We start from the raw sequence: 18175 nt of genomic DNA, 5'->3' as shown, positions 1-18175 counted from the left end.
GACAAGCCCCCCTCCACCCCCTACAATAGTCATATCTCAGATATTTCGTATGCAAACTAAATTGAGGAAAGGCGTGAACCAAAAATGAATCTCACATTTGAAGGAAGTAAAAATTATGTAGCCAGCGAAGAGCTGATGCGTTCTGTAAATATTGCCATCGCCCTGCAAAAGCCCCTGCTCATCAAGGGCGAGCCCGGTACCGGCAAAACCATGCTTGCCGAAGCAATTTCGCAGGCTCTTGGCAAAAAGCTTATCATCTGGAATATCAAATCCACCACAAAGGCGCAGGATGGTCTCTATGTGTATGACGTTGTGCAGCGTCTGTATGATTCCCAGTTCGGCAATGAGGGCGTGGATGATATCGGCAAATATGTCAAGCTTGGCAAGCTTGGCGAAGCGTTCCACAGCGACGAGCAGGTCATTTTGCTGATTGACGAAATCGATAAAGCCGATTTGGAATTTCCCAACGACCTTCTGTGGGAATTGGATAAAATGGAATTTTATATCCCCGAAACAAAGGAAACCGTTAAGGCAAAGCAGCGCCCCATCGTGATTATCACCTCCAATGCGGAGAAGGAGCTGCCCGATGCCTTCCTGCGCCGCTGCATCTTCCATTATATTGAATTCCCCGATGCAGAGCAGATGGAGGAAATCATCAAGGTGCATTTCGACCATGTGGAGGAAAACGTACTGAAACAGGTGCTTGCCACCTTCTATTGGATTCGTGGGCTGTATAATATCCAGAAAAAGCCCAGTACCTCTGAGGTCATCGACTGGATTCGCGCACTGGAGCTTGGCGGCGTGCCTGCATCCAAAATCAAGGAAGCCGTCCCCTTCGCCGGCGTTCTCTTGAAAAAGAACGAGGATATCGATACCATGCGTAAATTTTTGAAGTAAGTAGGTGAGTGACTGATGTTTACTTCATTTTTCTATCTCCTTCGTGCCAGAGGGCTGAAGGTTTCCCTCAACGAGTGGATGTCCCTCATTGAGGCACTCGATAAGGGTCTGCATCATTCCTCCTTTACAGGCTTTTATTATCTCTGCCGTGCCATTCTGGTCAAAAGCGAGGCAGATTTTGATAAATTCGACGGTGCCTTTCTGGAATATTTCAAGGATATGGAGCGCGCCACCGATGAACTGCCCAAGGAGCTTCTGGATTGGCTGAATAAACCAAGAGAAGAGCTGGACGGCAGCTTCAGCGAGGAGGACCTTCTCCGCAACCTCGGTCTTTCCGAGCAGCAGATTCAGCAGATGTTTCTGGAGCGTTTGCAGGAGCAGCACGAGCAGCATAACGGCGGCTCAAAATGGATTGGCACCAGAGGCGCGTCCCCCTTCGGCAATAACGGACAGATTGATAAGGGCATTCGTGTCGGCGGCAAAAGCCAGAAGCGCAGTGCCTTTCAGGTGGCAGGCGAGCGAAAATTCCGTGATTTCCGTGAGGATAATATCTTGGATACCCGTCAGTTCCAGATGGCCTTCCGCCGTCTGCGGCAATTTTCCGCCCGTGCGGATGAGGCAAGAACCGAATTTGATGTGGACGGCACCATTCGCGAAACCTGCGATAACGCCGGCAATCTGAAGGTGGTCTATGATAAGCCCAGAAGAAATACCGTCAAGGTACTCCTTCTCATGGACAGCGGCGGCTCTATGGATTATTACAGCCGCATGTGCTCTGCGCTGTTTCAGGCGGTGCGTAATTCCAATCATTTCAAGGATTTGCAGGTGTTCTATTTCCATAACTGCATCTATTCCAAAATCTTCAAGGACCCTCGCATGCGCCCGAATTCTGCCATCCCGACCGAATGGATTCTGCAAAATATCAGCAGTGAATATAAGGTCATCATCGTTGGGGATGCCCAGATGGACCCCTATGAGCTGATGGAGGGCAGCTGGTATAGCTATGGCTCGCGCGACCGTACCCCCGGTATTGAGTGGCTCAAGCGCTTCAAGGAAAAATACTCCCATATCGTCTGGCTGAACCCCTCCGAGCGTCCCTATTGGGGCGGCTGGTGGGCAAAAACCTACGATATTTTGGCAAATGAATTTGATATGTATCGCCTGACCTTGGACGACCTAAACAACGCATTAAAGAAACTCATGGTGAACCGATAAACTGATTTTTACCCCTGTTTGATATCCAACAGGGGTTATTTTTTGCGTTCCGCTAAATTGATAATCTTCTTCTTTTTCTTTTTGGCATACTGCAATGTTGCGTAAGCTCCGCCTTCCTTCCGCTCTACCATCGCAATCACATAATCCGCCTGCTCTACCATCCAACGATTTCGCAGTACAATCGCATGCTTATAATGCACTCCCTCTAATATGGATGGTATCAGCACCAAATCAAACATGCTTTCATAATACGCCGAATTCACATTGATTCTTTTTTGCAGATACGGCAATACAAGAATCAAAGATATTTCCTTTTCCCTGTATTGTCTTTTCAGCAATCGCACTGCCGCCGCGCACAAATTGTCAAATTTCCCCATTCCGCCTACAAAACATTCTATCGGCGATTCCGTATATTGTATGATTTCTTCCAATACCTCTGTAATATCCTCCGCCTGCACCCCACAAACATCTCTATGTCCTGCGAATGTACATCGAATCATGATATCCCCCACCTTTTTTCCTCTGCATAAAATTTTCGCAAGTTATAAACTATATAAATAGTATATCTATACAGTTTATTATAACGAACCTTAACAAAAGATACAATGTAAAAAAATATGCAGAGGAGGGTTGCTTGATGGAGCTTGATTACAAAGCAATCGGAAAAAGAATCAAAATCGCACGCATCCAAGCCGAGCTTTCTCAGGAAGCATTAGCCGAAAAGGCAGACCTTTCCCCTACTCACATGAGCAATATCGAAAATGCCAATACAAAGCTAAGCCTGCCGATGCTGATTTCCATTGCAAATGCGCTTTCCGTATCTGCGGATACTCTGCTTTGCGATTCTGTTATCCATTCCAAGGAAATTTTCGCACAGGAAATCCAAAGCGCCGTAGCGGACTGCGATGAATATGAAATTCGCATCCTAACGGAAATTCTGAAAGCATCCAAGCGCGCACTGCGGCAGAATAAAAAATTGAATCAGCACTAAAAAAGAACCCAAAAGGGTTCTTTTTTGTTTGGAAAGCCTGCTTTCGCCTTATCTTGCCATTCTCTTTCGGTAAGAGAAAGAGGACGGGTGATTCCGCCCAATCAGCACATAAATCACAATCGACAGCAGATTAAACACAGACATCCCCGTAAACATCGTCTCATACCCAAACGAGGAAATCAGTCCCCCTGCAATCGCGCCGCCAATGCCGATGCCGATATCATACGCGCAGAGGAAGGTGGAGTTTGCACTGCCGCGCTTTTCGGGTGGTGCAATCGCCACCGCCATGGACTGCAATGCAGGCTCCAGTCCGCCGAAGCCAAAGCCGGAAAGCACTGCCGCCAACAGATAGGTCACCGTATTCGGAAACAGCCCCAAAAGCAAAAACGCCGCAAACATCGCAATATTACAGCTATAGGCAAAAATCCCCTCGCCATGGCGGTCTGTCACCTTCCCTGCCGTCATACGCATAATCAGCACCGTCACTGCCATAATCACAAAGAATAAGCCGCCGCTCGGCAAGCCCTTTTCCGCCGCAAATTTTGCCGCAAAATTTTCCAGTGCGCCATAGGTAAACATGAAAACCACCGCTGTCAGCGAAGCAGGAACCGCATTTTTATCAAACAACCCCTTTAAGGACAGCGGCTTTTTCTCCACCGCAATATTCGGCGCTTTCAGCAGGAAAAACAGCACCAGTGCAAGCGCAATCGAAAGGCTCCCGAACAGAAACAGCACGGAAAATCCGCATTTTTCCATCAATGCCAAGCCAATCGCAGGCGCAACCGCCGTTGCCAATGCCGTTGCCAAGCCGAAAATCCCCATGCCCTCCGCAAAACGGGAGCGCGGCACGCTGTCTGTCGCAATGGTCGCGGTCGAGGTATTGGAAAACGCCAACGCCGCCCCATGCACCATACGGCACACAAATGCCAGCACCAGTGTATGCAGAAACAGATACCCCAGCGGCATCAGAAGCATCCCCAAAAGTCCCACCGCCAGAATCATTTTCCGCTTCCCGTTATCTAGCATCCACCCAATAAACGGACGGCAAACCACCGAAACCACGCAGAACAGCGCAACCGCCATCCCTGCCACCGCCTCCGAGCCGCCAAGTGCCTCAATATAAAACGGAAACGTCGCCAGTATCGCCAGATGGTTCAGAAATACCAGAAAATTGATGATAATAATAAATACAAAATCCTTCCGAAAAAGCTTTTCCTCCTGCAAAAAAATACCTCCTTTTACCTTTTTCCGTTAAAATAAAAAAATGCGCTGCCTCTATGCCTGTCACAATCGGATTTACGCATATCAGCAACGCATTGCACTTATGTTATACCACATTTTTTCTGTTGATGTAAGAAAAAATTTTGTTTTTTGCAAAAAAAATACACCGTACCCACAACAACGGATACGGTATATTCTTTAGAGGTATATTTTTTAGACTTTGAAAGGTGTCTTAAGTCTACTTGATTAGCAAAATCAGTCTACCTTTACGGTCCAGCCGAATTTATCTTCCTTCAGACCCCATTGTACGCCTGTCAGCTCGTCATAAACCTTCTGTGTCATTTCACCGATTTTGTTATGGTTTACAACAACCTTTTCCTCTCCGCGTACAAAGCCGCCGATGGGTGTTACAACTGCGGCAGTACCGCACATGAATGCCTCCTGCACTGTGCCGTTCTTGCAGCCCTCCATCAGTTCGTCAACTGTAATTTTGCGCTCAACGGTTTCCATGCCCCAGCTTCTTGCCAGCTCCAGAATGGATTTTCTGGTTACGCCGGGCAGGATGGAGCCGTTCAGCTCAGGTGTCACCAGCTTGCCGTCCCAGACGAACATCAGGTTCATGCCGCCGCCTTCTTCTACATATTTTCTTTCAACGCCGTCAACCCATACAACCTGAGAATAGCCCTTCTTTGCCGCCTTTTCGCCTGCTCTGGTTGCCGCTGCGTAGTTGCCGCCGCATTTTGCATAGCCTGTGCCGCCGCGAACCGCACGCACATCATCCATTTCAATCAGCATATCCACAGGAGCCAGACCGCTCTTGTAGTAGCTGCCTACCACGCAGGCAATCACCATAAATGTCGCATGAGAGATGCCATGCAGTGCCAGATCTGCATCTGTACCGAACAGGAAGGGACGCAGATACAGAGATGTACCATACTGGTCGGGCACCCAATCCTTTTCCACCTCTACGAATTTTCTCAGATATTCCACTGCATCCTCCACATCAAACTGCGGCAGGCACAGTCTTTCTGCGGAATTGTTCATACGCTTGAAGTTTTCCGCAGGGCGGAACATCTGCACCTCGCCGCTGGGTGTGCGGTACGCCTTCAGCCCTTCAAAAACCTCTGCGCCGTAATGGAATACCAGTGCGCCGGGATTCAGAGAAATATCCCCAAAGGGAACGATACGAGGGTTCTGCCAGCCGTTTTCGCTGTCATACTCCATCATAAACATGTGGTCTGTAAATGCTACGCCAAAGGGCACGGTAGCAGGATCGGGTTTCACCTTGGGGTTTGTTGTTTTTGTTACCTTTACTTCCATCATACGTCTTCTCTCCTTTGTTTTTCTCATTTTATCATTTTATCTTTTGTAAGGTTTATTTCTTTTCTTCCACCATCTTAATATTGCCGCGGATGACATCGCAGGATTTTTTCAGCTCTTCCTTTTCTCTCTCATTCAGAGAAAGCTCTACGACCTCCTCCACGCCGTTTTTGCCAATCACGCAGGGCACGCCGACAAATACGTCCTTCTCGCCATATTCTCCGCAAAGCTCTGCACTTGCAGGCATAATCTGCTTTTCATCATGCAGCACAATGCTTACCATGCGCGCCGCCGTAGTTGCAATGCCGTATTCCGTGCAGTATTTTCCGGAAAATGTGACCCAGCCGCCGCGGATGGATTCCTTCTGCAGGGCATCCCTGTCAAAGCGGAAGCGTTCATCCGTCTTTGCCCATTCTTCCAAGGATTTTCCTCGGAAGGAAACATTGCTCCATGCCGCAAACTGCTGATTCCCATGCTCGCCCAACATATACGCTGTAATGGATTTATGGTCAATGCCGGTCTGTCTTGCCAGTGCAGAGAGCAGACGGGAGGTATCCAGTCCGGTACCTGTGCCGAACACACGCCCACGGGGTAAGCCTAAGCCCTTTGCCAGCTGCTGCGTCACAACGTCGCAGGGGTTTGTAATGTTGACCACAACTCCGTCAAAGCCGGAGGCCTTTACTCTGCCCACATAGCTGTTGACCGCAGGCACGGTAAATTTCATTTCATCCGTTCTGTCCTGATTTGCACGGAGAATTTCAATCTTCCCGATGCTGTTCACGATAACGTCACAATCACCCAGATCCTCATAGGTCCCGATGTTCACCGTTACCCTGTGGGGCAGATATGCCACGCTGTCGCGCAAATCCTGACATTCGCTTTCTACCTTTTTTTCGTTGCTGTCCACCAGCACCAGCTCATCCGCAATGCCCTGCACCGCTAAGCTGTATGCAACGTGCGCGCCGACATGCCCCAGACCGATAATACCGACTTTTCTTGTTTTCATGGAGATTCCCTCCTTGTCCTTCTATCCTTCCGTTTTGCATTTCTTTTTTCAGTTCCTCTTTTGTAAAAAATCTGCTTCGCTTTGTCTTTTGTAGGTTTAAAAATTTTTCTCTTTTGTGTTTTTTCTTCTTCTGTAAAATTTCTTCTTTTGTAAATTTTTTCTTCTGTAATCTCTTTTTGCTTTTTCTTTTGTAATTTGTAAGTCCTTCTTTTGTAAATTTTTCTATGTCATGCCTTTTGTGTCTCACCGAAAGGAAAATGATAACAAAAAAAGCTCATAGCCAAATGCCATGAGCCTTCACATACACATATATCTCTCAGATAGGTTTCGCAAAAAAGGTTTTATTTTTGCGCATGACAATCGGCGTTATTCTTCTTTTTCTTAGGGGCAATAATGCCCAGAATAATAACGCTAATTAGCAGGACAGCAAAACCGTATGCAGTTGTCATGAATACTGAATGTTTCATAACGCATAACCTCTTTTCAAAATCTGTTTTTCTCTGATAAAAAAAAGATATCACTTTCTTTTTTTCCCGTCAACGGAAAAAACAGCGAGGATTTTTCGCTCATTGTATCTGTTTTTATACATTTTTACCCCATTCTCGGCAAAAATGACAAAAAAATCATATAGCAGAAAATTCCTACTGACAAAATAGACAATCCAAGTGCCAAACACCGCAATAAAAAATCCCCCGATTCCGTAAAATCGGGGGACGTTTTGTTGTCTTACAAAACAGCATCCAGCTTTTCCTTCAGATGATTTGCAGGCACTGCGCCAATCACTGCATCCACAGGCGCGCCATCCTTAAAGATAATCATGTTTGGTACGCTCATAATGCGGTATTTCTGCGCCAAATCCATGGATTCATCAATATCCACCTTTACAATTTTCGCCTTTCCCTCGTATTCTGCGGAAAGCTGCTCCAAAACGGGGCCCATCATCTGGCAGGGGCCGCACCATGTCGCGGAAAAGTCCACCAGTACGGGCACCTTGCTTTCCAGTACCTCTGCCTGAAATTCCTGAGATTTGAGTTGCTTCATCTGTCATTCCTCCTTTATATGCCTTCTTCGGTATCAGTTTAACCGAAGGCTGTATTCTTATGTTTGTTCCAGTATAGCAGAAAAAGGAATTTATTTCAATAGTATATATCAAATAATAATAATTCTCAATAATATTTTTTCTTTTCGTGTATATTCCTCTGTCTCAGGGCAATACTGTTACCGAGGATGTTACTCCCCCTCTGAGGGCAGAAATGCCTTCAGAAATAACATTCTTTCTACTTCTTCCCCTTAAGAAAAGGACGGCAGAATTTTTACATTCTGTCGTCCTTTTTATTGCAGTCCTTTTGTTTCAGTACATTTCGATATCAATAATTTCCGGCTCATAGGGGTGCTTCAGTGCCTTCTGGCACACAAAGCGGAACGTATCCGTGCTGTCGGAAAGATAAAACTGCTTCTCGCCGACACCCTCGCTCTCATTCAGCAGGTCATGCTCCTTTAAGAACGCCATCACCCGTCTTGCCGTTGCCTTCGCAGGGTCAACCAGCTTGATTGCCTCCCCGACCGTCTGCCCGATGCAGCGCTTCAAAAGGGGATAATGCGTACAGCCCAGCACAAGGGAATCAATCCCCGTTGCCACCAGCTCCTCCAGATACCGCTTCGCCGCCTGTCTGGAAACCTCGTTATCCGTCCAGCCCTCCTCCGCTAAGGGAACAAAGAGCGGACACGCCTTTGTGAATACCTGCATTTCGCTGTCCTGCTCGCAGATCATCCGCTCATACGCGCCGGAACGCACCGTCCCCGGTGTCCCGATTACGCCAATTTTCTTATTCTTCGTGGAGCGCAGTGCCTCCTCCACGCCCGGCACAACCACACCGAAGATGGGCACATCAAACGTCTCCCGCAACGCATCCAGGCTGTTGGAGCTTGCCGTATTGCAGGCAACAATAATCGCCTTCACTTCCTTGCTCAGCAGAAACCGTACATTCTGCTTGGAATATTTCGTTACGGCCTCCTTGGATTTCGTCCCGTAGGGCACGCGCGCCGTATCCCCGAAATATACAATATTTTCATGGGGCATCACCTTCATAATCTGCTTTACCACAGTCAGACCGCCAACCCCCGAATCAAATACACCGATTGGTCTTGTATCCATTTCTTCCTTCTCCTCATCCTCTGATGCCCGAATCGCGCTTGAGCGCAAGCTCGATGAAGCGGTCCATCAGTTCTGTTTCCGTCATGCCTGCCTGCACCCAGAGCATCGGGTACATGCTGATGGGTGTAAAGCCCGGCATGGTATTCAGCTCATTAAAGAGCACTCTTCCTGTTTTTTTGTCAATGAAAAAATCCACTCTCGCCAGTCCGCTGCCGTCCACGGCACGGAAAATCTTTCTGGCAATACGGCGCATTTCCTCTGTCTTTTCTTCCTCCACCTCCGCAGGGATCACCGTACGGGAGTCGCTGTTGTTGTATTTTGCATCATAATCATAAAATTCCGCCGCAGAAAGTACCTCGCCCACGCCGCTGACCATCGGCTCTTCATTGCCCAGCACCGCACACTCAAATTCTCTCGCATCAATCGCTTCCTCTATGATGACCTTTCTGTCATAGCCTGCCGCAAAGTCCAGTGCCGCGGAAAGCTGCTCTCTGTTTTTCGCCTTGGAAATGCCCACAGAGGAGCCCGCGTTGGAGGGCTTCACAAAGCAGGGATAGCCCAGCTTTTTCTCCGCATGGTCGAGAATTCTCTCTCTCTTTTCCTCAAGGTCGTTCTTATGCAACCAAAGATACTTTGCCTGCGGAATCCTTGCCGCCTTCGCAATCATCTTCGTGTATACCTTATCCATAGAAACGGCAGATGCCAGCACGCCGCACCCCACATAGGGAATCTGCGCCATCTCCAAAAGCCCCTGAATCGTACCGTCCTCGCCCCATGCGCCGTGCAGCACGGGAATCACCACATCCACAGGGATTTCCTTCACATTTCCCCCGACGATTTTCAGAAAGCATTTCTTCGTCGCATCAGGAGAAAGGCTCACGGGCGTGCCGAATTTTTCCCATTCGCCTGTTTTCACATGCTCTACAGGCCCGTTGTAAATCAGCCACTGCCCTTTTTTCGTAATTCCGACCGACAATACCTGATATTTCTCCTTATCCAGTGCCTGCAGCATCATCACCGCCGAAGTTCTGGAAACCTCATGCTCGGAGGACTGTCCTCCAAAAATCACTGCAACCGTTTTCTTGCTGACCATACTCTCGTCCTCCCTGCTTCCGACCAATACTTTCTCTATTATATGCACTTCCCCCTTTCCTGACAATAAAAACTTGCAGGAATAGCATAAAATTCAATATCTTACACAAAATTTGCAAGAAAACACGAAAAAAGATAAACCCCTTTGAAGTTTATCCTGATTTCGCCTTAATTTAATTCCCCTTCATCAGATGGGAAATGGATTTGTATAAAAAGAAGGTAATCACACCGTTGATGCCTGCCTTCAGCACATTAAAGGGAATGATTGCAGGAATCATCAGCGCAAGCACCGTTTCCAGGGGCGCACCCATGAAAAGCGGCGTAAAAATCATATTCATCAGCACCATTGCCGCCGTCTGCACCAATGCCCCCAGAATCAGCGCAATGACCGCCGTTTTTCTCGTCTTGTTTCTTTTATAAATGTTCCCCGTCACCAGTACGCAGCAGCCTGTTGCAAAAATATGCATCACAATGCCGATAATGCCGCTCTGCGCGCTGACCGTAAAGCCCTGTATGAAGCAGACCACAACCGTCAGCAGCAGCCCTGCCAGCGGGCCATACGCAAAGGCGCAAATGAGAATCGGGATATCCGCCGGGTCATATTCCAGAAACGCCGCCGCAGGAATCAGCGGAAAATGTATCACTGCCACCAGCACAATGGAGATTGCCCCAAGCATCGCCATAGAAACCAGCTGTCTGGTTGAAATTCTTCTGTTTTTTTGTTCCATTTTTTCTTTTTCCTCCGTACTTTTTATTTCAGCCGTTTAAAACGGTTTGGGTCATTTCGTCTGGCTTCGTCGCCCTTTTTCATAAAATGATGCGCAAAAAAGCCAACAATGCCAATGCCGACAATCGTGCCGATGCCAATGGGGATTAGGGATAACGCCGCTCCGCCCTGCAAAGCCTCGTTCAAATCCTGTGCCGCATCCAATAAAACCGCCGTTGTTCCAATATCGAACATTCGTCTCCCTCCTCATAATTTTTGTTCTATTATGGCATAAAAAAGGCTTTTTTGCAAGGAAAACGCCACCCTTGTAGGCGCATCTGCGAAAAGATTAGCGGCGCAAGCGCCGGATGGGCTCATGCGAGCCAAAAATTTGCTTGGACAACAGGAGTGTTGCGCCCGTTTAGAACTTTCTCGGCGAAACAAGGGCGTTCATCCTTACTTTTTATGCTAAAAAGTAACAAAAACTTGGAACCCGTTTCGCTATGGGTTCCAAACCTCCGCAGACGAGGAAAGGGACACAGGGTTTCCCTTTCCAAACCCTTCCCCACAGACCCGAAAGGGTATAGAGAAAGGCGGCGCAATTGCGCCTGCAAATATTTTATGCAACAAAATTGTGGCTTTTCAGAAAAATCAAGTCATTTTCTGTTATGCTTTTAAAGAAAACGGAGGTGCCTGATTTGGAAGAATTGCATTATAACCTGAGAAAATTAGAACAAATGTGTTATAGATATGATTCCATCTGTGCCTTGGTATGCCTGTTAAAAGATGCTTTGTGGCAGAACGAGGAAGTACTGAATAAGCAATACACAGAAGGTTCCGCATACATCAGTGACCAGATGATTATATTTCAAACGGAATTTCAAGAATTACTGGAAGATTTATTTGCAGCCTACAAAGGGTTGAAAAATTCAAAATAGCCTGCCCGAAGGACGGAGAGCAAGCTATGCCGAAAAGGCACTTTATACTGCCCGAAGGGGCTTGTGGGGAGGGGATATCCAAGGGGAACATCGTTCCTCTTGGACCTCCTGTGGGGGTCCGGGACCCATTGAGGAGGGGTCCCGGGTTTTTGTTACTTTTTAGCATAAAAAGTAAGAAAGAAATCCTCTGTTTCGCCGAAAAAGTTCCAAACGGGCGAACAACTTATCTTCACCAAGAAAATTTGTAGCGCAAACGCGCTCAACCAGTGCGAAGCACTGCTATTCTTGGCGCACCGCGCCGCTTTTCTCTCTGCCGTTTCCGGCATGGTGGGGAAGGGTTTGGAAAGGGAAACTTTGTTGCCCTTTCCTCGGTTGCGGAGGTTTGGAACCCATTCCGAAACGGGTTCCAAGTTTTTGTTACTTTTTAGCATAAAAAGTAAGGAAGGAATCCTTTGTTTCGCCGAAAGAGTTCCAAACGGGCGCAACACTCATGTTGTCCAAGCAAATTTTTGGCTCGCATGAGCCCATCCAGTGCGAAGCACTGCTATTCTTGGCGTGACTACGCCCATTCGGTGCAAAGCACCGTTGCTCTTCCTCGCCCATGCATGCGCCATCAACCTTGTCGCGCCTTTTCTCAAATCCCCTTCATCGTCAACGCTATCCGCTTTTTCTGCAAATCCACCGACAGCACCTTCACCTGCACCACATCCCCCAGCTTGACCGCCTCTAGGGGATGCTTGATGAATCTATCGCAAATCTGGGAAATATGCACCAAGCCATCCTGATGCACCCCAATATCCACAAACACGCCGAAATCAATGACATTGCGCACCGTTCCCGTCAGCACCATGCCCTCCTGCAAATCCTCCATGGAAAGCACATCACTGCGGAGCACGGGCGCAGGGGCATCCTCACGGGGATCTCGTCCCGGCTTTTCCAGCTCACGCATGATATCCTCCAGGGTCGGCACGCCGATTCCAAGCTCTGCCGCCGTCTTTTCGGGAGATTTGATTTTCTTTGCCAAGCCGCTGACCTTCCTTGCCGCAACATCCGCCAAGCCATAGCCGCACAGCGCAAGCAGGCCCTCCGCCGCCGCATAGCTTTCGGGATGTACCCCCGTTCTGTCCAGCGGCATTTCGCTTTCGGGCAGCCGCAAAAAGCCTGCGCACTGCTCGTATGCCTTCGGGCCAAGCTTTGCTACCTTTAAAAGCTCCCTTCTGGCAGTAAATTTCCCATGCTCCTCCCGATATTTAAGGATATTTTTCGCCACTGTTGCGTGAATGCCTGCCACATAGGAAAGCAGCGCAGGGCTTGCCGTATTCAAATCCACCCCGACGCTGTTTACACAATCCTCCACCACGCCGCCGAGTGCCTCGCCGAGACGCTTTTGGTTCATATCATGCTGATATTGTCCCACACCGATGGATTTCGGGTCGATTTTCACCAGCTCCGCCAAGGGGTCTTGGATTCTTCTGCCGATGGAAACCGCGCTCCGCAGCGAAACATCATAATCGGGAAATTCCTCCGCGCCCAGCTTGGATGCGGAATATACCGATGCCCCTGCCTCATTCGCAATGATATACTGCACCCTCCGCTTTGTTTTTTTCAGCATTTCCGCCACAAAAAGCTCCGATTCCCTTGAGGCTGTGCCGTTGCCGATGGAGATTAAATCCACGCCGTATTTTCCAATCAGGCCGAGCAGCTTTTTCTCAGCCTCGGCGGTTTTGTTCTGCGGCGGTGTGGGATAAACCACCGTAGTTTCCAGAGGCTTGCCCGTTGCATCAATCACCGCAATCTTACAGCCTGTGCGGTATGCAGGGTCAAGCGCAAGCACAACCTTTCCGCTGATGGGCGGCTGCAATAAAAGCTGTCTGAGGTTTTCCCGAAATACGCCAATGGCGGCTTCCTCAGCCTGCTCCGTCAGGTCATTGCGGATTTCGCGCTCCAGCGAGGGCGCAATCAGCCGCTTATAGCTATCCGCGATAACCTCTCGCAGAATATCGGCGGTATCACTGCTTCTGCGGATGAGCCTTTTCTCCATCCTTTGCAGCAGCTTTTCCTCCTCCCCTTCGATTTTCACGGAAAGGAAGCCCTCCTTCTCGCCGCGGTTCATCGCCAGAACGCGATGCCCCGCCGCTTTTTTGAGCGGCTCCCGATAGTCATAATACATTTCGTAGACGGAGGGTTCGTCCTTCGTTTTTTTGGAAACAATCGCGCCGCATTTTATCGTTTCCTCGCGCAGCAATTTTCGTAAATCGGCATCATCCGAAATCTGTTCCGCAAGGATGTCCATTGCGCCATTTATTGCGTCCAAAACGGTGTCCACTCCCTGTCCACTGTCCACAAAGGCTTTTGCCGCTTCCTCCGGCGTACCAATCAGCTTCTGCCCCCAAATAATATCCGCTAAAGGCTGTAGGCCCTTCTCCTTCGCAATCGACGCTCTGGTGCGGCGTTTCGGGCGAAACGGGCGGTAGATATCCTCGATTTCCGTCTGTGTTTGGGCGGCATCCAGCTTTGCCGCAAGTGCATCTGTCAGCCTGCCCTGCTCGGCAATAGCTGTCCGCACCTGTGTCCGCCTGTCCTCCAGATTGCGGAGAGCTGTCAGCCGCTCGGAAAGCTGCCGAATAATCTGGTCATCCAAAGAGCCTGTCATTTCCTTGCGGTAGCGGGCGATAAAGGGGACGGTGTTGCCCTCATCCAGCAGCCTTACGGTATTTTCCGCCTGACTCTGCGTTATTCCAAATTCTTCCCGTAATTTCCTTATAATATCCATACGATTTCTCCTTCTCTGTGGGACTCTGTCCCACACCCTGACAGGGGAATGATTCCCCTGTACCCCCATTCGCAGAAGCATACGCTTCTGCAACTGCGCCGCAGGCAAATAAAAAGTTTCGGTCAAGCCTTTTCAAAGGCTTGTAGGGTGCAGGGGCAAAGCCCTGCAAGGGTTTAACGGTAATTCTCCCAGATTTTGTTCAATTCTTCCTTACATTCCGCCGCGGAGACTGTCAGCCGATAGGCTCTTTGCGCGCCGCCCTCCTCTCGCTTTGCCAGACCGCGCTCCATCAGATATTCCAGATGCGCAATGGTTTCCCCCACGGCGAACCACCGCTGCGACAAGGGGAACTCCTCCCATGTTTTGCCGCGCATCGACCATTTCAAGTGCGCCGCAATCGCTGTTGCATGGCTGTTCGGCTGTGCCTCCAGTGCGTTGACCGTTTCGCAAAGCCGCGTCAGATGATGCTCCACAATCTGGTTAATGCGGACGTATACATCCATTTCGTTTTTCCGATGGGCAGGCAATGCCGTTTCCATTGCATAGCCGCGGATTTTGACAAGGCTGTCCAGATAATTCCCCAGTGCATCGCGCATGTCCTTCCACTGAGTAATATTCGGCGTAATATCAAACAAAATATGATCTGCGGTGAACATCAGTTTTTTCTCCGCGCAGTACAGACACATCTGTCCCGGTGTGTGCCCAGGAACGGACACACAGGTGAATTTCCATCTGCCGACAGTGATTTCATCCCCATCCGCAACATGCTCCGCTTCAAAATAACGGGTTGGCTCCAGACCACGCGCAGGGTTTGAAAGCCGCAGCTCTGCAAGCTGCTCTCTCGTGAAGCCCTCCCGATGAAAAAGTGCATCCGTTTCCTGCCAACGTGCGCCCTTCATGTGCTCCCACAGAATCCGATGATCGGTTGCACTGATATAGATTTTGCCCGGCTTATCCTCCATCAGGGTAGGGGCCAGACCTGTATGGTCAGAGTGCAGATGGGTAAGGAAAAGGTTCGTTTTCTCCCAATTCGCATCCAGCTCTGCAAGCCCTTCCAGAAGCGCTTCCCGACATTCGGGGCGGTTAAAGCCTGTATCAATAATAAGGGTTTCGCCGCCATCCTGCACCACATAGCAGTTGAGATTCCGCAGAGGGTTATCAGGCAGAGGGACATCTATCTGAAAAATACGGGGTTCGTTATAAACTTTTGTCAGCATTTTGTTTTCTCCTTTTTTCTTTCGTGATATACTGATTGTAACATAAAAAGGCACACCACGCCACAACAGAAGGCGCACCGCAACACGAACCAACCCAACGCAAATCAACCCAAAGGAGGATTTCCATGCTGACTATAAAACCCACCCCCGATTATGATGCCATTCTGCGCTGGAACGCAGGCAAGGACGAGGCTTTTCTGTTCCAATGGGCAGGCACAACTGCCTACCGCTATCCCTTGACGAAGGAGCAGCTCATGCGTCAGTCTGCCAAGGACGGCGTTACGGTTTTCATGGCATACGAAAACGAAGTTCCCATCGGTACGATGGAGCTTTGCGATATCGACCCTGTCCAAAAAACGGGGCGCATCTGCCGCGTACTGTTCGCAGAGGAGGCGAGAGGAAAGGGGCTTGCACACAGAGCGCTTTCCGCCCTTTGCGAAAAGGTATTTGCCAAAACGGAGCTGGAGCGGCTCTCCCTGCGTGTATACTGCTTCAATCTGCCTGCCATCCGCTGCTATGAGCGTCTCGGCTTTCTGGTAACAGAATATTTCGAGGAAGCAGATTCCCATTGGAACAATTATGCCATGGAGCGAAAAAAATAAGCCGTTTTTCTGTATAAAAAATACCTCTGTTTCGTTTTTTCTGCAAATTATTTTATATTAAATGCAATATATATTTGACATTAAGAAGGATATACTGTATAACTGAAGCATAAGGAGTGCTCTCCGGAAAGCACTCCCAAGGATATCCGAAAAACACCATTTAGGAGTGATGCTTTGAAAAATCTGAAATTAAAGGCGGCAAGAGCCGCGAAGGACCTCTCTCAGGAACAGCTTGCTCAGTTGGTCGGCGTAACGCGCCAGACCATCGGCATGATTGAAGCAGGGAACTACAACCCGACGCTCAATCTCTGCATTGCCATCTGCAAAGCATTGGACAGAACGCTGGATGAGTTATTCTGGGAGGAATAAAAACGAAACGGAGGCTTTTTTATGAAACAATACCAAGACGAGAGAACCTTGCAGGTCAGAAACCGCATTTATGCCGAACTGATGCGGATTATGCTGTGTGTGGTCGTTCTCTCCTTCTGCATAAAGACATTGTATTTCCACATGGGACTTACGCAGTGCATGACAGAATATATCCTTATGATTCTTGCGCCTGTGTATCAGGCGGTGCGCATCCGCCAGACGGAGGTGGTTCTGGGGACAGGGCAGGACAGCCGCAAGCGCACCATTCTGGATACCCTGCTGCTGCTCCTTCTAATTCCTTTTTTCCTGCGGAAAAGCGAATGGACAAACGGGGATTTTTCCGCACTGCTGCCTCCTGTGGTCTTTGTGCTTCTGTTCCTTGCGATACAGTATCTTTTTTCCCATGCGGAGAAAAAACGGGCGGAAAACCTGGAAAAACGCTATGACGCGGAGGACGAAACCAAATAAAATCGGGAAAAAACGAAAAAAATCCTTGCGTTTTCCCGCTCTCTATGGTAATCTGTTTTAGTGTCGGTCAGTTTGCCGACAGATATGAATAATCCTTGCTCTTCTCAAGGAAGAAGGGCCATTAGTCCAAAAGGAGGTGTAACCCACATGAACAAATACGAATTGGCGCTGGTTTTAAGTCCCGCACTGGACGAAGAAGGCAGAGCAGCAGAGGTAGCAAAGGTACAGGCTACACTGGAAAGATTCGGTGCAAAAATCGAAAAGGTTGATGACTGGGGCAAAAGAAAGCTCGCTTACGAAATCGCAAAGGTAAACGAAGGTTTCTACAGCTTCACAACATTCGAAGCACCCGCTGCTGCACCCGCAGAAATCGAAGCTCGTATGCGTATTATGGAAAACGTTCTGCGTTACCTGATCATCCGTAAGGACGCTTAATCAAGCGGATTGAAGGAGGTAAGATTATGAACAAAGTGATTTTGATGGGACGACTGGTAAGAGATCCTGAGGTGAGATATTCCCAAGGAGCCGAGCCCTTAGCCGTTGCCAGATACACTTTGGCGGTCAACCGCCGTTTCAAACGTCAAGGCGAGCAGGATGCCGACTTCATCGGATGCGTTGCATTCGGCAAAGCCGGTGAGTTTGCGGAAAAATACTTCAAAAAAGGTCAGATGGTCAGCATTATCGGTCGGCTGCAGGTGCGCAGCTGGGATGATAACGAGGGCAAAAAACGCTGGAGTACGGATGTTGTGGTTGAGGAACAATACTTTGCGGAAAGCAAGGCTTCCTTTGAAAACCACAAAGATGCAGCACCGGCTGCAACCGCACCCGCGCCCAAGCAGACTGCCCCTTCCGATGGCTTCTATCCCATTGATGAAAGCATCGAAGATGATGATCTCCCCTTCTAAAAATTTGAAAAAGGAGGACTTAGAATCATGATTAGAAAACGTGGTCGCAGAAAAAAACGCGTTTGCCAGTGCTGTGCAGATAAAGTAACAACAGTTGATTACAAGGATATCAGCAAGCTGAGAAGATATGTTTCCGAAAGAGGCAAAATTCTTCCCAGAAGAATCACAGGCAACTGTGCAAAGCACCAGAGAGCGCTGACAACAGCAATCAAGAGAGCAAGACACGTATCCCTGATGCCCTATACACAGGACTAATTCGATACTGTTTCGGGCGAAGCGCAGGCTTCGCCCTTTTTTTAG

At 48.8% G+C, this 18175-nt stretch carries 22 protein-coding genes; 10 read left to right on the top strand and 12 right to left on the bottom strand.

The window, feature by feature from the left end; translation table 11 throughout:
- The first annotated feature begins 84 nt into the window (after positions 1–84).
- Both EJE48_RS05515 and EJE48_RS05510 read left to right on the top strand, forming a co-directional pair.
- Positions 85–897, top strand: coding sequence for an AAA family ATPase (locus EJE48_RS05515; RefSeq protein WP_118582543.1), 813 nt, complete (start codon positions 85–87; stop codon positions 895–897).
- Between the two features lie 15 nt (positions 898–912).
- Entirely contained in the window at positions 913–2112 is a 1200-nt protein-coding gene (locus EJE48_RS05510; RefSeq protein ID WP_118582540.1) for a vWA domain-containing protein, read from the top strand.
- Positions 2113–2147: 35 nt separating this feature from the next.
- On the opposite strand, the gene EJE48_RS05505 is transcribed toward EJE48_RS05510, so the two are convergent.
- Entirely contained in the window at positions 2148–2612 is a 465-nt protein-coding gene (locus tag EJE48_RS05505; protein WP_118582537.1) for a DUF1273 domain-containing protein, read from the bottom strand.
- 137 nt (positions 2613–2749) lie between these two features.
- On the opposite strand from EJE48_RS05505, the gene EJE48_RS05500 reads away from it, so the two are divergent.
- Complete coding sequence (locus tag EJE48_RS05500; protein ID WP_016406886.1) at positions 2750–3103, top strand: helix-turn-helix domain-containing protein; 354 nt, start codon at positions 2750–2752, stop codon at positions 3101–3103.
- Positions 3104–3151: 48 nt separating this feature from the next.
- On the opposite strand, the gene EJE48_RS05495 is transcribed toward EJE48_RS05500, so the two are convergent.
- From EJE48_RS05495 to EJE48_RS05460, 9 genes are all read right to left on the bottom strand, one after another.
- Complete coding sequence (locus EJE48_RS05495) at positions 3152–4327, bottom strand: MFS transporter (protein WP_016406885.1); 1176 nt, start codon at positions 4325–4327, stop codon at positions 3152–3154.
- Between the two features lie 252 nt (positions 4328–4579).
- A complete protein-coding gene (locus EJE48_RS05490; RefSeq protein WP_118582531.1) occupies positions 4580–5647 on the bottom strand; it encodes a branched-chain amino acid aminotransferase in 1068 nt (355 codons plus the stop codon).
- A 52-nt stretch (positions 5648–5699) separates the two neighbouring features.
- Complete coding sequence (locus tag EJE48_RS05485) at positions 5700–6650, bottom strand: L-lactate dehydrogenase (protein ID WP_016406883.1); 951 nt, start codon at positions 6648–6650, stop codon at positions 5700–5702.
- Between the two features lie 341 nt (positions 6651–6991).
- Positions 6992–7117 carry a hypothetical protein gene (locus EJE48_RS12665; protein ID WP_016406882.1) on the bottom strand — a complete coding sequence of 42 codons (126 nt, stop codon included), beginning with the start codon at positions 7115–7117 and terminating at the stop codon, positions 6992–6994.
- Between the two features lie 259 nt (positions 7118–7376).
- The gene (trxA, locus tag EJE48_RS05480) at positions 7377–7691 is read right to left on the bottom strand and encodes a thioredoxin (protein ID WP_118582525.1); all 315 of its coding nucleotides are present in this window, start codon (positions 7689–7691) and stop codon (positions 7377–7379) included.
- Positions 7692–8001: 310 nt separating this feature from the next.
- A complete protein-coding gene (gene murI / locus EJE48_RS05475; protein WP_118582522.1) occupies positions 8002–8805 on the bottom strand; it encodes a glutamate racemase in 804 nt (267 codons plus the stop codon).
- Between the two features lie 13 nt (positions 8806–8818).
- Entirely contained in the window at positions 8819–9898 is a 1080-nt protein-coding gene (locus EJE48_RS05470; protein WP_118582519.1) for a D-alanine--D-alanine ligase family protein, read from the bottom strand.
- 172 nt (positions 9899–10070) lie between these two features.
- Complete coding sequence (locus EJE48_RS05465) at positions 10071–10625, bottom strand: ECF transporter S component (RefSeq protein WP_174707769.1); 555 nt, start codon at positions 10623–10625, stop codon at positions 10071–10073.
- Positions 10626–10648: 23 nt separating this feature from the next.
- On the bottom strand, positions 10649–10858 hold the full coding sequence (locus EJE48_RS05460) for a hypothetical protein (protein ID WP_118582516.1): 210 nt from the start codon (positions 10856–10858) through the stop codon (positions 10649–10651).
- A 443-nt stretch (positions 10859–11301) separates the two neighbouring features.
- On the opposite strand from EJE48_RS05460, the gene EJE48_RS05455 reads away from it, so the two are divergent.
- Positions 11302–11541, top strand: a complete 240-nt coding sequence (locus tag EJE48_RS05455; RefSeq protein ID WP_148095973.1) for a hypothetical protein — start codon at positions 11302–11304, stop codon at positions 11539–11541.
- A gap of 634 nt (positions 11542–12175) precedes the next feature.
- Here the strand turns inward: EJE48_RS05455 and EJE48_RS05450 are convergent.
- Together EJE48_RS05450 and EJE48_RS05445 are read right to left on the bottom strand one after the other, a co-directional pair.
- Complete coding sequence (locus EJE48_RS05450; RefSeq protein ID WP_124984357.1) at positions 12176–14314, bottom strand: Tex family protein; 2139 nt, start codon at positions 14312–14314, stop codon at positions 12176–12178.
- A gap of 173 nt (positions 14315–14487) precedes the next feature.
- Positions 14488–15531 (bottom strand): MBL fold metallo-hydrolase, encoded by a 1044-nt coding sequence (locus tag EJE48_RS05445; RefSeq protein ID WP_118582510.1) that lies wholly within the window; start codon positions 15529–15531, stop codon positions 14488–14490.
- Positions 15532–15656: 125 nt separating this feature from the next.
- Between EJE48_RS05445 and EJE48_RS05440 the strand changes: the two genes are divergently transcribed.
- The 6 genes from EJE48_RS05440 (at position 15657) to rpsR (ending at position 18130) form a co-directional block, all read left to right on the top strand.
- A complete protein-coding gene (locus EJE48_RS05440; protein ID WP_118582507.1) occupies positions 15657–16133 on the top strand; it encodes a GNAT family N-acetyltransferase in 477 nt (158 codons plus the stop codon).
- A gap of 174 nt (positions 16134–16307) precedes the next feature.
- Positions 16308–16502 (top strand): helix-turn-helix transcriptional regulator, encoded by a 195-nt coding sequence (locus tag EJE48_RS05435; protein WP_016406871.1) that lies wholly within the window; start codon positions 16308–16310, stop codon positions 16500–16502.
- A gap of 21 nt (positions 16503–16523) precedes the next feature.
- A complete protein-coding gene (locus EJE48_RS05430; protein ID WP_118582504.1) occupies positions 16524–16970 on the top strand; it encodes a DUF6773 family protein in 447 nt (148 codons plus the stop codon).
- A gap of 147 nt (positions 16971–17117) precedes the next feature.
- On the top strand, positions 17118–17405 hold the full coding sequence (gene rpsF, locus EJE48_RS05425; protein WP_016406869.1) for a 30S ribosomal protein S6: 288 nt from the start codon (positions 17118–17120) through the stop codon (positions 17403–17405).
- A 26-nt stretch (positions 17406–17431) separates the two neighbouring features.
- Positions 17432–17875: a single-stranded DNA-binding protein gene (locus EJE48_RS12400; RefSeq protein ID WP_174707768.1), complete on the top strand. Its 444-nt coding sequence runs from the start codon at positions 17432–17434 to the stop codon at positions 17873–17875.
- A 27-nt stretch (positions 17876–17902) separates the two neighbouring features.
- Positions 17903–18130 carry a 30S ribosomal protein S18 gene (gene rpsR / locus EJE48_RS12395; protein WP_016406867.1) on the top strand — a complete coding sequence of 76 codons (228 nt, stop codon included), beginning with the start codon at positions 17903–17905 and terminating at the stop codon, positions 18128–18130.
- The last annotated feature ends 45 nt before the right edge of the window (positions 18131–18175 follow it).

Origin of the sequence: Anaerotignum faecicola (genome assembly GCF_003865035.1) — a bacterium.
In the GTDB taxonomy this organism is placed as follows: Bacteria; Bacillota; Clostridia; order Lachnospirales; family Anaerotignaceae; genus Anaerotignum_A; species Anaerotignum_A faecicola.
Note: the sequence above shows the minus strand (reverse complement) of the source record. Positions and strands in the feature narration are given on the sequence as shown.

Excerpts from the sequence above, each read along its gene's own strand:
- murI (WP_118582522.1), bottom strand. The coding sequence starts at position 8,805 with ATGGATACAAGACCAATCGGTGTATTTGATTCGGGGGTTGGCGGTCTG.
- EJE48_RS12400 (WP_174707768.1), top strand. The coding sequence starts at position 17,432 with ATGAACAAAGTGATTTTGATGGGACGACTGGTAAGAGATCCTGAGGTG.
- EJE48_RS05485 (WP_016406883.1), bottom strand. The coding sequence starts at position 6,650 with ATGAAAACAAGAAAAGTCGGTATTATCGGTCTGGGGCATGTCGGCGCG.
- EJE48_RS05490 (WP_118582531.1), bottom strand. The coding sequence starts at position 5,647 with ATGATGGAAGTAAAGGTAACAAAAACAACAAACCCCAAGGTGAAACCC.
- EJE48_RS05515 (WP_118582543.1), top strand. The coding sequence starts at position 85 with ATGAATCTCACATTTGAAGGAAGTAAAAATTATGTAGCCAGCGAAGAG.
- EJE48_RS05505 (WP_118582537.1), bottom strand. The coding sequence starts at position 2,612 with ATGATTCGATGTACATTCGCAGGACATAGAGATGTTTGTGGGGTGCAG.
- EJE48_RS05445 (WP_118582510.1), bottom strand. The coding sequence starts at position 15,531 with ATGCTGACAAAAGTTTATAACGAACCCCGTATTTTTCAGATAGATGTC.
- EJE48_RS05450 (WP_124984357.1), bottom strand. The coding sequence starts at position 14,314 with ATGGATATTATAAGGAAATTACGGGAAGAATTTGGAATAACGCAGAGT.
- EJE48_RS05460 (WP_118582516.1), bottom strand. The coding sequence starts at position 10,858 with ATGTTCGATATTGGAACAACGGCGGTTTTATTGGATGCGGCACAGGAT.
- EJE48_RS05465 (WP_174707769.1), bottom strand. The coding sequence starts at position 10,625 with ATGGAACAAAAAAACAGAAGAATTTCAACCAGACAGCTGGTTTCTATG.
- trxA (WP_118582525.1), bottom strand. The coding sequence starts at position 7,691 with ATGAAGCAACTCAAATCTCAGGAATTTCAGGCAGAGGTACTGGAAAGC.
- EJE48_RS05440 (WP_118582507.1), top strand. The coding sequence starts at position 15,657 with ATGCTGACTATAAAACCCACCCCCGATTATGATGCCATTCTGCGCTGG.
- EJE48_RS05470 (WP_118582519.1), bottom strand. The coding sequence starts at position 9,898 with ATGGTCAGCAAGAAAACGGTTGCAGTGATTTTTGGAGGACAGTCCTCC.
- rpsR (WP_016406867.1), top strand. The coding sequence starts at position 17,903 with ATGATTAGAAAACGTGGTCGCAGAAAAAAACGCGTTTGCCAGTGCTGT.
- EJE48_RS05510 (WP_118582540.1), top strand. The coding sequence starts at position 913 with ATGTTTACTTCATTTTTCTATCTCCTTCGTGCCAGAGGGCTGAAGGTT.
- EJE48_RS12665 (WP_016406882.1), bottom strand. The coding sequence starts at position 7,117 with ATGAAACATTCAGTATTCATGACAACTGCATACGGTTTTGCTGTCCTG.
- rpsF (WP_016406869.1), top strand. The coding sequence starts at position 17,118 with ATGAACAAATACGAATTGGCGCTGGTTTTAAGTCCCGCACTGGACGAA.
- EJE48_RS05430 (WP_118582504.1), top strand. The coding sequence starts at position 16,524 with ATGAAACAATACCAAGACGAGAGAACCTTGCAGGTCAGAAACCGCATT.
- EJE48_RS05500 (WP_016406886.1), top strand. The coding sequence starts at position 2,750 with ATGGAGCTTGATTACAAAGCAATCGGAAAAAGAATCAAAATCGCACGC.